The organism is Nocardia sp. CA-128927 (assembly GCF_050955855.1).
Lineage (GTDB): Bacteria > Actinomycetota > Actinomycetes > Mycobacteriales > Mycobacteriaceae > Nocardia.
Genome location: NZ_CP192087.1, coordinates 3,916,629 through 3,929,547, shown reverse-complemented (window position 1 = coordinate 3,929,547; position 12,919 = coordinate 3,916,629). Strand labels below are relative to the sequence as shown.

General features: G+C 66.3%; 13 protein-coding genes and 1 pseudogene. 7 read left to right on the top strand and 7 right to left on the bottom strand.

Annotated elements, in window-relative coordinates; all coding sequences use genetic code 11:
- Positions 1 to 192: 192 nt before the first annotated feature.
- Positions 193 to 2,244 (top strand): phosphocholine-specific phospholipase C, encoded by a 2,052-nt coding sequence (locus tag ACQPW1_RS18570; RefSeq protein WP_433663935.1) that lies wholly within the window; start codon positions 193 to 195, stop codon positions 2,242 to 2,244.
- Here ACQPW1_RS18570 and ACQPW1_RS18565 read toward each other — a convergent pair.
- Positions 2,234 to 3,637, bottom strand: coding sequence for an amidase (locus ACQPW1_RS18565; RefSeq protein ID WP_433663934.1), 1,404 nt, complete (start codon positions 3,635 to 3,637; stop codon positions 2,234 to 2,236). The genes ACQPW1_RS18570 and ACQPW1_RS18565 overlap by 11 nt on opposite strands.
- Positions 3,638 to 4,191: 554 nt before the next feature.
- Between ACQPW1_RS18565 and ACQPW1_RS18560 the strand changes: the two genes are divergently transcribed.
- A complete protein-coding gene (locus ACQPW1_RS18560) occupies positions 4,192 to 5,010 on the top strand; it encodes an SDR family oxidoreductase (RefSeq protein WP_433663933.1) in 819 nt (272 codons plus the stop codon).
- A 64-nt stretch (positions 5,011 to 5,074) separates the two neighbouring features.
- On the opposite strand, the gene ACQPW1_RS18555 is transcribed toward ACQPW1_RS18560, so the two are convergent.
- From ACQPW1_RS18555 to ACQPW1_RS18545, 3 genes are all read right to left on the bottom strand, one after another.
- Entirely contained in the window at positions 5,075 to 5,278 is a 204-nt protein-coding gene (locus tag ACQPW1_RS18555; protein ID WP_107655522.1) for a cold-shock protein, read from the bottom strand.
- A gap of 277 nt (positions 5,279 to 5,555) precedes the next feature.
- Positions 5,556 to 5,762 carry a zinc ribbon domain-containing protein gene (locus tag ACQPW1_RS18550; RefSeq protein ID WP_433665278.1) on the bottom strand — a complete coding sequence of 69 codons (207 nt, stop codon included), beginning with the start codon at positions 5,760 to 5,762 and terminating at the stop codon, positions 5,556 to 5,558.
- Positions 5,763 to 6,024: 262 nt separating this feature from the next.
- Entirely contained in the window at positions 6,025 to 6,708 is a 684-nt protein-coding gene (locus ACQPW1_RS18545) for an RNA-guided endonuclease InsQ/TnpB family protein (protein WP_433663932.1), read from the bottom strand.
- 79 nt (positions 6,709 to 6,787) lie between these two features.
- On the opposite strand from ACQPW1_RS18545, the gene ACQPW1_RS18540 reads away from it, so the two are divergent.
- The 3 genes and pseudogenes from ACQPW1_RS18540 (at position 6,788) to ACQPW1_RS18530 (ending at position 8,447) form a co-directional block, all read left to right on the top strand.
- A complete protein-coding gene (locus ACQPW1_RS18540; protein ID WP_433663931.1) occupies positions 6,788 to 7,075 on the top strand; it encodes a hypothetical protein in 288 nt (95 codons plus the stop codon).
- 65 nt (positions 7,076 to 7,140) lie between these two features.
- Positions 7,141 to 8,262: pseudogene (locus tag ACQPW1_RS18535) on the top strand (IS701 family transposase); the annotation flags it as partial.
- A gap of 20 nt (positions 8,263 to 8,282) precedes the next feature.
- Positions 8,283 to 8,447 carry a hypothetical protein gene (locus tag ACQPW1_RS18530; protein WP_433653860.1) on the top strand — a complete coding sequence of 55 codons (165 nt, stop codon included), beginning with the start codon at positions 8,283 to 8,285 and terminating at the stop codon, positions 8,445 to 8,447.
- Positions 8,448 to 8,461: 14 nt separating this feature from the next.
- On the opposite strand, the gene ACQPW1_RS18525 is transcribed toward ACQPW1_RS18530, so the two are convergent.
- Positions 8,462 to 9,346, bottom strand: a complete 885-nt coding sequence (locus tag ACQPW1_RS18525) for an SDR family NAD(P)-dependent oxidoreductase (RefSeq protein ID WP_433663930.1) — start codon at positions 9,344 to 9,346, stop codon at positions 8,462 to 8,464.
- A 106-nt stretch (positions 9,347 to 9,452) separates the two neighbouring features.
- Positions 9,453 to 10,676: an MFS transporter gene (locus tag ACQPW1_RS18520; protein WP_433663929.1), complete on the bottom strand. Its 1,224-nt coding sequence runs from the start codon at positions 10,674 to 10,676 to the stop codon at positions 9,453 to 9,455.
- 62 nt (positions 10,677 to 10,738) lie between these two features.
- Here ACQPW1_RS18520 and ACQPW1_RS18515 point away from each other — a divergent pair, with 62 nt between their 5' ends.
- On the top strand, positions 10,739 to 11,497 hold the full coding sequence (locus tag ACQPW1_RS18515; RefSeq protein ID WP_433663928.1) for a DeoR/GlpR family DNA-binding transcription regulator: 759 nt from the start codon (positions 10,739 to 10,741) through the stop codon (positions 11,495 to 11,497).
- A gap of 103 nt (positions 11,498 to 11,600) precedes the next feature.
- Complete coding sequence (locus ACQPW1_RS18510) at positions 11,601 to 12,617, top strand: iron-containing redox enzyme family protein (protein ID WP_433663926.1); 1,017 nt, start codon at positions 11,601 to 11,603, stop codon at positions 12,615 to 12,617.
- Between the two features lie 2 nt (positions 12,618 to 12,619).
- Here the strand turns inward: ACQPW1_RS18510 and ACQPW1_RS18505 are convergent, their stop codons facing one another.
- Positions 12,620 to 12,865: a CDGSH iron-sulfur domain-containing protein gene (locus ACQPW1_RS18505; RefSeq protein WP_433663925.1), complete on the bottom strand. Its 246-nt coding sequence runs from the start codon at positions 12,863 to 12,865 to the stop codon at positions 12,620 to 12,622.
- Between the last annotated feature and the right edge of the window lie 54 nt (positions 12,866 to 12,919).

The window sequence follows — 12,919 nt, the reverse complement described above, 5'->3', positions numbered from 1 at the left end:
CGATCCGATCATGCGCTGCCGATCATGCGGCCGGACTGTTCTTCCGGCGTCTGTCGACGGTTAACCGGGATTTTGCCAATACCGCTTGGCTCCCGCCAGTTCGGTTCCCAGTTACGGCTTGTTCATTGCCCAGTTGCCTCCGAACGAAAACATCGCAGGTGGTTATAGCAAGCGAACATCGAGAGGAATGCTGTGCCCCACGTAGGTTCTGGTTTTCCAAGGCGGCGATTCATCGGTGGGGCGCTCGGCGCAGCGGCAATAGGCGGTGGTCTGCAGGTATTGTCTTCCGGTATGGCCGAGGCCCTCGCGGCGCCCAGCCGTAAAGGGACGCTGAGTGACGTCGAACATGTGGTGATCCTGATGCAGGAGAATCGCTCGTTCGACCATTACTTCGGCACCATGCGCGGGGTACGCGGGCTCGCCGACGCGAGCGCCGTGGTCAAGGCCGACGGCCGCAACGTCTACTACCAACCGGACCCGGGTCGGTCCGACGGCGGCTACCTGCTGCCCTTTCACGTCGACACCAAGGTGGTCGACGGTCAGGACCTCGGCGACCTGCCGCACGGCTGGGGCGATCAGCATCGCGCGGTCCGCGGCGGCTGGAGCGACGGCTGGACGGCGGCGAAAGGTGAGATGGCCATGGGCTATTTCACCGATGCCGACATCCCGTTCCATCGCGCCCTCGCCGACGCGTTCACCGTCTGCGACCACTACTACTGTTCGGTCCTCGGGCCCACCACACCCAACCGGCTCTATCACTGGACCGGAACCATTGATCCCGCAGGACAATTCGGCGGTCCGGCGATCAGCAACCCGGCGGACTACAAGCCCGTCTACCGCTGGACCACCTATCCGGAACGGCTGCTGGACAAGGGCATCAGCTGGAAGGTCTATGCCAACGACGAGGTGGGTGACGACGGCGGCCACCCCTTCGTCGGCGATTACGGCGACAACCCGCTATGGCTGTTCGACGCCTACCACGATCCGAAGAACACCGAACTCGCTTCGCGGGCAAAGGTATTCGGGGCCGATAACTGGAAACCCGATTCGGGGCAGGGCAAGAAGGTCGACCACGTACTCGCCGACTTCATCGCCGACTGTGCCGGTGGGCGCCTCCCCCAGGTCTCCTGGGTGGTGGCACCGTACGGATACTCCGAGCACCCGGCCGCCCGTCCCGTCGACGGTGCCGCCTACACCCAGGCCGTGCTGAAAGCGTTGTGGGGCAATCAGAACCTGTGGAACTCGACCGCCCTGCTGATCAACTTCGACGAGAACGACGGATTCTTCGACCATGTGCCCCCGCCGATGGCACCGCCGGGCACTCCAGGCGAATACGTCAACGGCCAGCCCATCGGCCTCGGCCCGCGCGTGCCCATGCTGGTGATCTCCCCGTGGAGCCGCGGCGGCTGGGTGAACTCCCAAGTGCACGACCACACTTCGGTGATCCGTTTCCTGGAGAAATGGACCGGCGTCGACGAACCCAACATCTCCGCCTGGCGCCGATCCATCTGCGGTGACCTCACCGGGTGCTTCGACTTCGGCAAGGCCAACACGACCGTGCCGACGCTGCCCGACGCCAATGCCCTTCGGGCACAGGCCGATGCGACCCAGAGCAAACTACCCAAGCCCGCGCCGCCCGCCGTGGGCAGCCAGCATCCGCCGGAGCAGGAATCGGGAACCCGGCCCGCCCGACCGCTCCCCTATGCCCCCGTGGCGAACGCGACCCTCATCGCCAGTGGCGCGTTGACCACGACATTCCGAAACACCGGCTCCGCCGACATTCAATTGGCGGCCTATCGCAACGATGGACGCACCGACGGACCATGGCGCTATGACGTGAAATCGGGGGCCACGGTCACCGATACCTGGAGCGTGCAGAGCTATCCCGACAAGAAATACGGCATCGCGATTCACGGCCCCAATCGCTTTCTCTGGCGGATGACCGGAACCTCGACGTCACCGCTGGAAGTGACCGCCGCCTACTCCACCGACAACAAACTGCAAGTGTCGATGACGAACAAGGGCACCGCACCCGCGGTAGTCACGGTGAAGGCCAATAGCTACCGCACCGACGGACCCTGGACCTTCAAAATCGCGCCCGGGAAAACCACCACCGACACCTGGAACGCCCTCAGCTACGGCAAAGGCTGGTACGACCTGTCACTGACCGTCGACATCGACCCGATCTACCAGCGCCACTTCCGCGGGCACATCGAGAACGGCCAGCCGAGCGTCACCGGCTAGCCGGCGGTTCCGGCCACGGCTCCTGCGCTGGTCGCGCCTGCTCGAAGGCGGCGGCCAGTTGCAGGAGCCGGACGTCGTCGAAACGGCGCCCGATGAACTGGACACCGATCGCCGTGCCGTCGGCGACCCGGCCGCAGTTCATCGAGATCGCCGGGTGTCCGGCCGGGTTGAACGGGACGGTGAACCCGATGTGCCGGAACGGCAGGGTCGGATCGCCTTCGGGGGCGGTCTGTTCCACCGGCCACGCGGTGATCGGGGACGTCGGCGAGATCAGGAAGTCGACCAGGTCGAGCCTGCGATCCGCGGCGATGCCCATCGCGTCGAACTGCGAGTAGCCATCGAAAACCGCCGCACCCGTCAATGTTTCGGCACCGGCGATCCAGCCGCGGATGTACGGCGAGACTTTCGCACGGCGCGATTCGGGCAAGGACCGGATCTCCGACCACATTCGTACCCGCCAGAAGTCGTTCAGCCCGGCGAGCATCTCGTCGGTCATGATCGGCTCGACCTTCTCGACCGAGGCGCCCAAGGATTCCAGCAGCTCGGCGACGCCCTCGACCGCCGTGCTGACCACGGGATCCACCGGCCACCCGGTGCCCGCCTCCGTCATCAGGCCGATCCGGACACCCGAGAGCGCGAGCGGCCGGGCCGCCACGGTCCAATCGGCCGGCAGCTCCGGAGCAGCGGTGTGATCCCGCCGATCCGGTACCGCCACAACCGAAGTCGCTAACGCCGCATCGGCGACCGTCCGAGTCAGCGGTCCGACGGTGCGGCCCAGGTACGGCGGAACGACGGGGATGCGACCGAAGCTCGGCTTGAAGCCGACCACGCCACACCAGCTCGCGGGCAACCGGATCGAGCCACCGATATCGCTGCCGTAGTGGATCGGGCCGTATCCGGCCGCGGCCGCCGCACCCGCGCCCGAGCTCGAACCGCCCGGATTGCGCGCGAGATTCCACGGATTGCGGGTCATGCCGTGGAAGCTCGACAGGCCGCTGGACGACATCCCGTAGTCGGGCATCGTGGTCTTGCCGAACACGATGCCTGCCGCCTCGCGGATCCGGTCGGCGGTGGGACTGTTCGCCACCGCGGGCACGAGATCCGTGGCCGCCGATCCGAGCGGCGTCGGGCAACCTGCGGTCGCGATGTTCTCCTTCACGGTGAGCGGAACGCCGTCGAGCGCGCCCGCCGGTTCCCCGCGCCGCCAGCGATCGGCGCTGGCGACCGCCTCGGCCCGCGCCTGCTCGGGGTAGTAGGTGTACAGGGCATTGAGGTGCGGTTCCCACTGATCGATCCGCGCCAGCACCGCATCGATGACCTCGACCGGGGAGAGCGTCCGATCGCGGTAGCCCGCCAGTAGGGCGGTGGCAGGTAGGTCGGCCGGGTCGGTCATAGCGGACTCCTCTCGCGCGCTACCGTCCCCGCGCGCGGACGCCGAGGGCATGGTGCGCACTTGCGACTAGGTGTCGGGTGCGCTGAGCGAGACAGCCACCGCGACAACAAGATTCTTCCATCACAGCCCGTCGATGGCTTGCCGAACTCGCAGAGTCGCGATCGGTGTGCGCGGAGACCGAAGGTTCAGTGGCGATGCGCCGTGTCGTACCACTGGTGCGGCACCGACCAGTCCCAGCACCCATTCGAACGCTGGCCGACTGGGTTTTCTCTTGCCCACTCCATGTAGCAGCGAGCCGATCCACCGGCGCATGCGCCGCACAGGTTCAGTCCACGCAGCACGTGGCGCCACATCGGGCGGAGTGAGATGCGTCGCCGCATTGCGACCTCCTCGGCGGGGAAAGCGGTTCCGAGCAGAGGCAAAGCCTCAGGTCAGGGACGATACCGGCGCGGTATGCGGCGCGGACGAGAATCGCGTGGACTGCCCCACTCAGCGGGAAAGTCGTGGGCCGAGACCCTTGCTTGGAGTGCACTCCAGGTGACTACCGTGAACGTATGAGCAAAGTTTGGTTCATCACCGGCGTTTCCCGAGGATTCGGCCGCGAATGGGCACTCGCCGCGTTGGAGCGCGGCGACAGTGTCGCAGGAACGGCGCGCGACCTGAGTACGCTCGACGACTTGGTCGCCAAGTACCCCAACACGTTTCAGCCGATCCGGCTCGACGTCACCGACCGGGCGGGCGACTTCGCCGCCGTCCAGCAGACGGTCGATCGGTTCGGACGGCTCGACGTAGTCATCAACAACGCGGGCTACGGGCAGTTCGGCATGATCGAGGAGCTCACCGAGGCGGAATTGCGCGCGCAATTCGAGACCAACGTGTTCGGCGCGCTGTGGGTCACCCAGGCGGCGGTGCCGATTCTGCGCGAGCAGGGTAGCGGCCACATCATCCAGGTTTCCAGCATCGGCGGCATCTCCGCCTTCCTGAACCTGGGCGCGTATCACGCGTCGAAGTGGGCGCTCGAGGGTTTCTCGCAGTCCCTCGCGCAGGAACTCGCGCCGTTCGGTGTGCATGTGACGCTGGTCGAGCCCGGCGGGTTCGGCACCGACTGGGCGGGCCCGTCGTCCAAGCACGCCACCCCGAACCCGGCGTACGACTCCGCCAGGGAATCAAGAGCCACGCAGCGTGCGTTGGTGCGTCCCGGTGATCCGGCCGCTACCGGTGACGCGATTCTGGCGGTGGTCGACGCGGACGAACCGCCGTTGCGCATCTTCCTCGGCGAGGCTCCCCTCGCGATAGCCACCAGGGACTACGAATCCCGCCTGGAGCTGTGGCGCAAGTGGCAGCCGATCTCCGCTGCGGCACAGGGCAATTGACCCGGTAGACACAACGCAAGAGCCCCGCACCCAAAGGGTGCGGGGCTCTTTCACGCTATGTCGATCAGATAGCGCGGACGTCCTGGGCCTGCGGCCCCTTCTGTCCCTGTCCGACCTCGAACTCCACGCGCTGTCCTTCTTCAAGGGACTTGAATCCCGAGCCGGACACGGCGGAGTAGTGAACGAACACGTCAGCGCCGCCACCATCTTGTGCGATAAAGCCGAAGCCCTTTTCGCTGTTGAACCACTTCACACTGCCTTGAGCCATTACTTTTACTTCTTCTTTTCTGTAGATGAGCCAAACGAATCACGTCGATAAGCTTGATCTCACTGGACAACCATGTCACGGATCGGTGGCAATCCCTACGGTTTGTCCCAGTATGTGAGCTAACCGACACTCGCGCGGTTCGCCGGACACCGCCCGTTCATGACGCACCGCGTGCCCAATCGAAGGCCTGTCCAGGGGGACGGCATCCGAGCTGCCATCGACTAGCGCGAGTGAGGACCTTAGCGCTTTCCCTGTCTGATGACAGGAGATTCACAGCTCAGACCGCAACCGAACCACCCACCCGAGGGAGGTGACCCGCTTGTCTCACATCCTCAACACTGTTGTGGCCGCGTTCTGCCACAGCCAGAATCACCCTGGCAGCGTTCCGATCCCGACCAGCGGTATAACCGCAGTCGGGGCACTGGAAAGTTCGCTCGCGCAGTTCGAGTCGCTTGGCTCTCGCGAAACAATCACTGCACGTCATCGTCGTATAGGCGGGCTGAACCAACACCACCCTCCGGCCAGCCCGCACACCACGCTCGATCAACTCCGCCTTCGCCGCACCGATCGCCGCATCCGCGACCTTACGGGCCATCGTGGACTTGGCCAGAAACCTCGGCCGGAAATCCTCCACCGCGATCAACCCATGCTCAGCGACAACACGTTTCGCCCACACCCGCGCATCATGCTGCGTTTGCCGAGCTGCTTTCTTGTGCAACTTCGCCACCTGCCGAGCCGCCCACTGACTAGCCGCGCGACTGCGGACCGTGCCTGTCACTCCGGCGGCGGGCCATGCGACGTTGCGCTTTCGCAAGTTCCGCAGCGCACCGTTTCCGATGCCCGAGGAAGAGCAGGTCGAACTCGGTGTTGGTGGTTGTGGCGGTCGTGCTCACACCCCAGTCGATACCGATACCACCGGCTGCTGCCGGCACTGTTTCAACCTCGCGGCGGACGACGAACGAGGCATACCAATGCCCCAAACTATCCCGAGTGACACGCACAGACGTCGGTTCGCAGGGCAGCTCGCGCGACCATACGACCGGGACGGAAACCCCTTTCGCGAGGAGCAACCTGCCGTCACGGATGCTGAATCCTCGCACGGTGTATTCCAGCGACGGCAACGCCTTCTTCCGGGATTTGAACACCGGCCGCCCGCGGCCTTTGACCTTGAACGACTGGCCGTGAGCTTGCGCATAGGTGCGCAGGGTCTGCTGCTGGACGACTTGGGACCCCTCCCGCAACCACCCGTTCCCGGCACGCGCTCCAGTGAGCAACTTCCCGAGCTTGGCCAAGGTGGGGCGTGCACCCGACTTCTGTTGATGCACAGCCTCATTCCACAGAAACCGGCACCGACCCCACTCCGCGAGCAGCGCCCGCTCCGCCTGCGCACCCGGGCGCAGCCGGAAGGTGTACCGCACCACTTCCTCCACGCCCAGCAACCTAACCGACACCACCGACAAACCCGCGCGACCCAACTCTTGAAAGGAGGATGGTGCTTCGCTGTCCTACGTGGTCGGCGCGGCCATGGGGTACGTGCTGCTGCGCCGCCGCTACGGTCTGCTCGGATTCTCCAGCGTCGCAGTGACGTTCACGCGCGTCATCTGGGCGACCGCCACCGCGGGCTGGGCGTGCGTGGCGATCATGGTGATCACGCACCACACGGTGCCCGACCCACGCATCGAGCACCTCGTCACGCTCACGGCCGGGACGCTGATCGGTGTCACGGCATTCCTGCTGGCCGCCAAGGCAATCGGGATACCGGAGGTGCGCAACGCCCGGGCGTTGCTGGCGGCGTGACCGAAGTACAGCCTCGTTAGTACTGCAACGGCACCTATGTGAGTGAGTGCTGGTAGATCTGGTGTGTGGTGTTGGATCGTGTTGTGGCCGAGTTGGATTCGTTGATGTCACGGATTGCGGGCAGGTTCGCCCGGTCCGAGCCGCGGGAGCGGGCGCGGGAGTATGTGTCGGGGCTGTTGGCGGGTTTGGAACGCAAGAACGGGTGGACGCTCGCTGAACGTGCTGGTGAGGGCAGTCCGGACGGGATGCAGCGGCTGCTGCGCAAGGCTGATTGGGACGTCGATGCGGTGCGTGATGATGTGCGTGACTATGTGGTCGAACATCTGGGTGATCCCGAGGCTGTGCTGGTCGGTGACGAGACCGGATTCCTGAAGAAGGGCGTGAAATCTGCTGGGGTGCAACGCCAGTACTCCGGCACTGCCGGTCGCACGGAGAATTGCCAGATCGGGGTGTTCCTGGCCTACGCCTCGCGCCACGGGCATGCCTTGATCGATCGTGAACTCTATGTTCCCGAGTCGTGGACCTCGGATCGAGACCGCTGCCGCGACGCCGGGATCCCCGACGAGGTCGAGTTCGCGACCAAAGCGCGGCAGATGATCGCCATGCTGCAACGGGCGCTGGCCGCGGCAGTGCCGTTCGCGTGGTTCACCGCCGACGAGGTCTACGGACAGGCGCCCTACCTGCGGGACTGGCTCGAGGACCAGGACGTGTCCTATGTGCTGGCCACCCGCTGTGACCACCAGCTGAGCACCCGCGCCGAGCGCACCGCACGCGCCGACGAACTGATCGCCGACCTCGCCGCAAGCAAGTGGCAGCGGCTCTCGGTCGGAGCCGGCGCGCACGGACCCCGCGAATACGACTGGGCACGCCGCCCGATCGAGGGGACCTGGGCCCGCGGGCGCGGGCACTGGCTGCTGGCACGACGCGCGTTGAGTCCCAACAGCAACGGCGTCTACGAGATCGCCTACTACATCTGCTACGGCCCGCACCGATCCCGCCTGGTCGACCTGGCCTGGGTCGCCGGGTCACGCTGGCATGTGGAGGAGGCGTTTCAGCAAGCCAAGGGCGAAGCCGGGCTCGATCACTACCAGGTCCGCAGCTGGCGGGCCTGGTACGCCCACATCACCCTCTCGATGCTCGCACTCGCCTGGCTGGCAGCGTCGAAAACCCTTGCCGCAAAAGGGGAACCAGCGAACTCGAGCAAGACATGATCGCGCTCACGCTACCGGAAATCCGCCGCCTGCTCATCGCGTTCGTGCTCACCCCACACCATGTCGCCGATCACATCTGGGCCTGGTCGAGCTGGCGGCGACGCCGCCAGCACCAAGCCCGGTTATCGCACTACCGGCGGCGCGGCCACCCACTCACCTGAGTGCCGTTGCAGTATTAGAGGCCGACCAGTTCGGCGCTGCGGAGCCAGAGGCGCTGCTGATAGTCGGTGTCGCGGCGAATAGCGACGGGCGGCAGCAGGTTCAAGCCCGGGGTCGAGGTAACGAACTGGCCGGTCGTGGTTTCCAGCTCCGGGTCGATGCTCAGATCGATTCCGGCCCGGGCGCCCACTTCGGGTCGTCGGATGATGTGCGTGCGCGCAAGGGCTTTCATGGGGACCGCGATGAGGCGGGCCTCGCTGATGAGGCCGGTGGCGTTGGCGCCGGGGCAGAAGCAGTTCACGGTGACGCCGCTGCCCTCGAGTCGCCGGGCGAGCTCCTGGGTGAACAGGATGTTCAGGAGTTTGGACTGCCCGTAGGCGCGGAACGAGCCGACCGGCCCGAAGCTGCGGGGATCGGCGAAATGGTCGAGGTCGGGGCGGCCGCCGTTGCGGTGGGCTTCCGAGGCGGTGATGACGATGCGGGACGGCGCCGCGGCGATGAGTTGATCGAGGAGCAGGTTGGTCAGCAGGAACGGCCCGAGATGGTTTGTCGCCGCCATGGATTCGAATCCGTCCACGGTCGTGCGCGAGAACAGCGCGTGGATGCCCGCGTTGTTGACGAGCACGTCGATGCTGTCGTAGCGGGTGCGGATCTCCTCGCCCGCGCGCCGGACCGACGCGAGGTCGGCCAGGTCGCCGCTGACCACGTCGGGGCTGCCCTTCGCCCCGGGTTCCTGTTGGAGTTCCGCGGCGGTGGCCGCCGCTTTGGCCTCGTTGCGGGCCACCAGCGTCAGGTTCGCGCCGCGGCGCGCCAGTGCCCGCGCGATCTCCTTGCCGATGCCGTTGGTGGCGCCGGTGATGACGATCCGTTTGCCGGTGACGTCGATGTCGTTGATGCCCATGGGAATCGACCCTTCAAGGTCCGGTGGCGACGGCACGGACGGTCGGCATGATCTGGTGTGGCCAAGCGAGAATGAGTCACCACGAGTTACAGATAAACAGCGATGTTCACGACCGTAGCGCACCGCGACCGTCGACAGCATCCGATTGCGCGGTCGGTATGGCAGCCGAAGAAGGCTGCGGGCGTAAGACGTTGGCCGCACCCGCGGCGACGACGCAGAACACGACCGGCAGCAAGAGAACGATGTTGAGCGGCGCGAGATGAGTCAGTGGTCCGATGATCGCAGGCCCGGCGAGCACGCCGAGGTAGCCGAGCCCGGCGACGCGAGCGACGTTGGCGCCCGCGGCATTTCGGTCCGCGTGACCCGCGGCGCTGAACAGCTGCGGAACACACCCGGACAGCCCGGCGCCGAACACGGTCCAGCCGACCAGCGCCAGCGGAATCCACGGGGACAGTGCGGCCGTCATCAAGCCGAGCGCCCCCACCCCGGCCCCATAACGGAGGATGGCCACCGGCCCGAAGCGAGTGGCGACACGGTCGGCGACCAATCTGCCGACGGTCATGGCGGTGGCGAAAGCGCCGTAGGCCAAGGCCGCGGTGGCGGCGGGTGCCGAGAGCACATCGCGCAGGTGCAGCGCACTCCAGTCGTTGGCAACGCCTTCACACAGCATCAGCAGCAGTGCGAGACCGGCAAGCAACCAGATGCGCCGAGGCGTCGCCCGCCGCGTCCCCTGCTCGAAACCCACAGCGGAGTGCGGCTTTTCGGGCCGCAGCAACGCGGGCACGCCCAGCGCCGCGACGACCAGACCGAGCAGCGCCACCATGCCGAGGGCGGTCGCCGGGCTCCAACCCCAGCTGAGCGTGCGCGCACCGACCAACGCCGCGAGGACACCGCCGAGCGAGTAGGTGGCGTGGAACGCGGACATGACCGACCGCTGATAGCCGTGTTCGACCTGGACCGCGTGCGCGTTCATCGCGACGTCCAAGCAGCCGTTCCCGAAGCCGAGGGCGAGCAGCGAAACTCCGAGCGTCCAGACACTCACGGACAAGCCGGGCAGGACGACGGCGCCCGCGCACAGCGCCGCGCTGACCGGGACGACGATGCGAGCGCCGAATCGATCGGCCAGCGGACCCACCAGCCGCATGCCGACGAAGGCGCCCGCGCCGAGCAGCAGCAACAGCCAGCCGAGCGTCGGGTGACCGATCCCGACCCGGCGCTCGACGACCGGGATGTGCACTACCCAGATCCCGATCAGAAAGCCGTTCAACGCGAAATAGGCGAACGTGGCCAGACGAGCAGCCCGCAACGAACTGTGCATGCTTTCGAACATATCGGACATACTAGATGTTCGAAACGTTGACTTTCGAACACAAGAGATGTTCCATTGCGGTTGTGGCGACCGCAGACCGACTGAAGCAGATCACCGATGCCGTGCGCGAAGCAGGCCAGATCGGGGTGGCGGAACTGGCCGAACGCACCGGCGCCTCGGAGATGACCATCCGCCGCGACCTCGAGACCCTGGCCGGTCAGGGTGTGTTGGAGCGCTATCGCGGCGGCGCGCGCACCCTGTTGCTGCGCGGCGACGAACCACCTTTCGGCATGCGGGCCCGCGACGGATTGGAGAGCAAGCAGCGCATCGCCGCCGAGGTCGCCGGACTGATCGCCGATGGCGAGTCGGTCGTCCTCGACAGCGGTACCACCTGCCTCGAGGTGGCGCGCGCACTCGAACACCGTCGCCTGACCGTGCTTCCCCTCTCGCTGCACGCGGTGAACGCACTGACCGGCGCACCACTGCTGACCCTGTTGGTGCCCGGCGGCAAGCCGCGCCCGGGCGAACTGGCGTTGACCGGCCCATTGACCTTGGCCTCGCTGGCCGCTCTGCGTTTCGACACCGCGATCCTCGGCTGCTGCGGACTGAACGCGACCGACGGACTCACCGCCTACGATCTCGACGACGCCGCCATCAAACGCGCCGCCATCGCCGCATCCCGCCGGGTCATCGTCGTCACCGAAGCCGCGAAACTCTCCCGCACCGCCCTCGCGTTCGTCGCACCCGCCACCGCGCTGCACGCCGTCGTCACCGACGAGGCCGCGGCGCACGACGACTCCGACGCGTTGACAGCCGCAGGAATCATTGTTCAGCGGGTGTGAACGGGCAAGACAGCGGCCGGAGGCCGGGATGTGAACGACACCGCAGCGCGGGTTGGCAGACTCGGCAGCGGGTATGCGGCGGTGGAAGGGAGCGTGATCACCGATGAACCCACCCACCACAACACCCATGACGAGCGGACGCTCGATCGCTCTCCCGCAACCACGCGGTGAGTTGTCCTCAGCGGTAACCGAAATCCTGCGTGCGGCACCATCCGCACAGCCGCATTTCCCCGAAGTCGGTGCCGCGGATCCGTACGGTGACGATCTGCAACTGGCGCTGCACACCTGCTACGAACTGCACTATCACGGCTTCGAAGCCGTCGACCCGGGCTGGGAATGGGACCCGGAGCTGCTGCGATTACGCGGGAGCATGGAGCGTTTGTTCCGCCGCGCCCTGCACAACGACGTCAAGGGTGGCAACGACGTGACCCAGGCGTTGGCCGAACTGCTGATCGAGCCGATCGAACCGAACGATGTCGCGCACTATCTGCACGACGAGGGCCGGTGGTGGCAGCTGCGCGAGTATTTCGTGCAGCGCTCGATCTATCACCACAAGGAGGGCGATCCACACGCCTGGGTGATCCCGCGCCTGTTCGGTCAGGAAAAGGCGTCGCTGGTCGCGGTCGAATTCGACGAGTTCGGTGGCGGCCGCGGCGAACGACTGCACGCGCGCCTGTATGCCGATCTGCTCGCGGCCGCCGGGTTGGACGACGGCTACCTGCACTACGTCGACTTGGTACCCGCGCCGATGCTCGCACTCGTGAACATGATGTCGCTGTTCGGATTACACCGCGACCTGCGCGGCGCACTGGTCGGACAGCTCGCCACCGCCGAGATCACGTCCTCGCCCGCATCGCGGCGGATGGTCGCCGCGCTCGACAAGCTCGATGCCCCGCCGCCGTGTCGACTGTTCTACACCGAACATGTCGAGGCCGACGCCGTGCACGAACAGGTCATGCGCAACGACGTCATCGGCAGCCTGCTCGCGCGCGAACCCGCGCTCACCGAGTCGGTCGTGTTCGGCATCCAGGTGACGAACCTGCTGGAGGATCGGTTCACCGATCACGTGCTCGGCAGCTGGCGGGCCGGGCAGAGCTCGTTGCTGAAGCCGCTCGACTGAGCTCAGTCCGTGCGCCGCGCGCGCTTGCGATGACTGGTGTCGCAGAACGGGAAGTTCTTGCTGCGCCGGCACATGCACACCGCGACGAGGAAGCGGTCGGAGCACACGACGGTCCCGTCCGCGCGCACCAACTCGACCGGGCCCTCGACGAGCGCGGGCCCGTCCGCGGCGAATGTGATCCGGCGCCGGTCGACGTCCGGTCCGTCATTCGCCGACGTGTCGAGCTCTCGATCTCGGTTTGCCCGCATGTCGCACCTCCTGCGCTGCGGGTACCCGCACGCACGGTACGAAACCCGCGACTA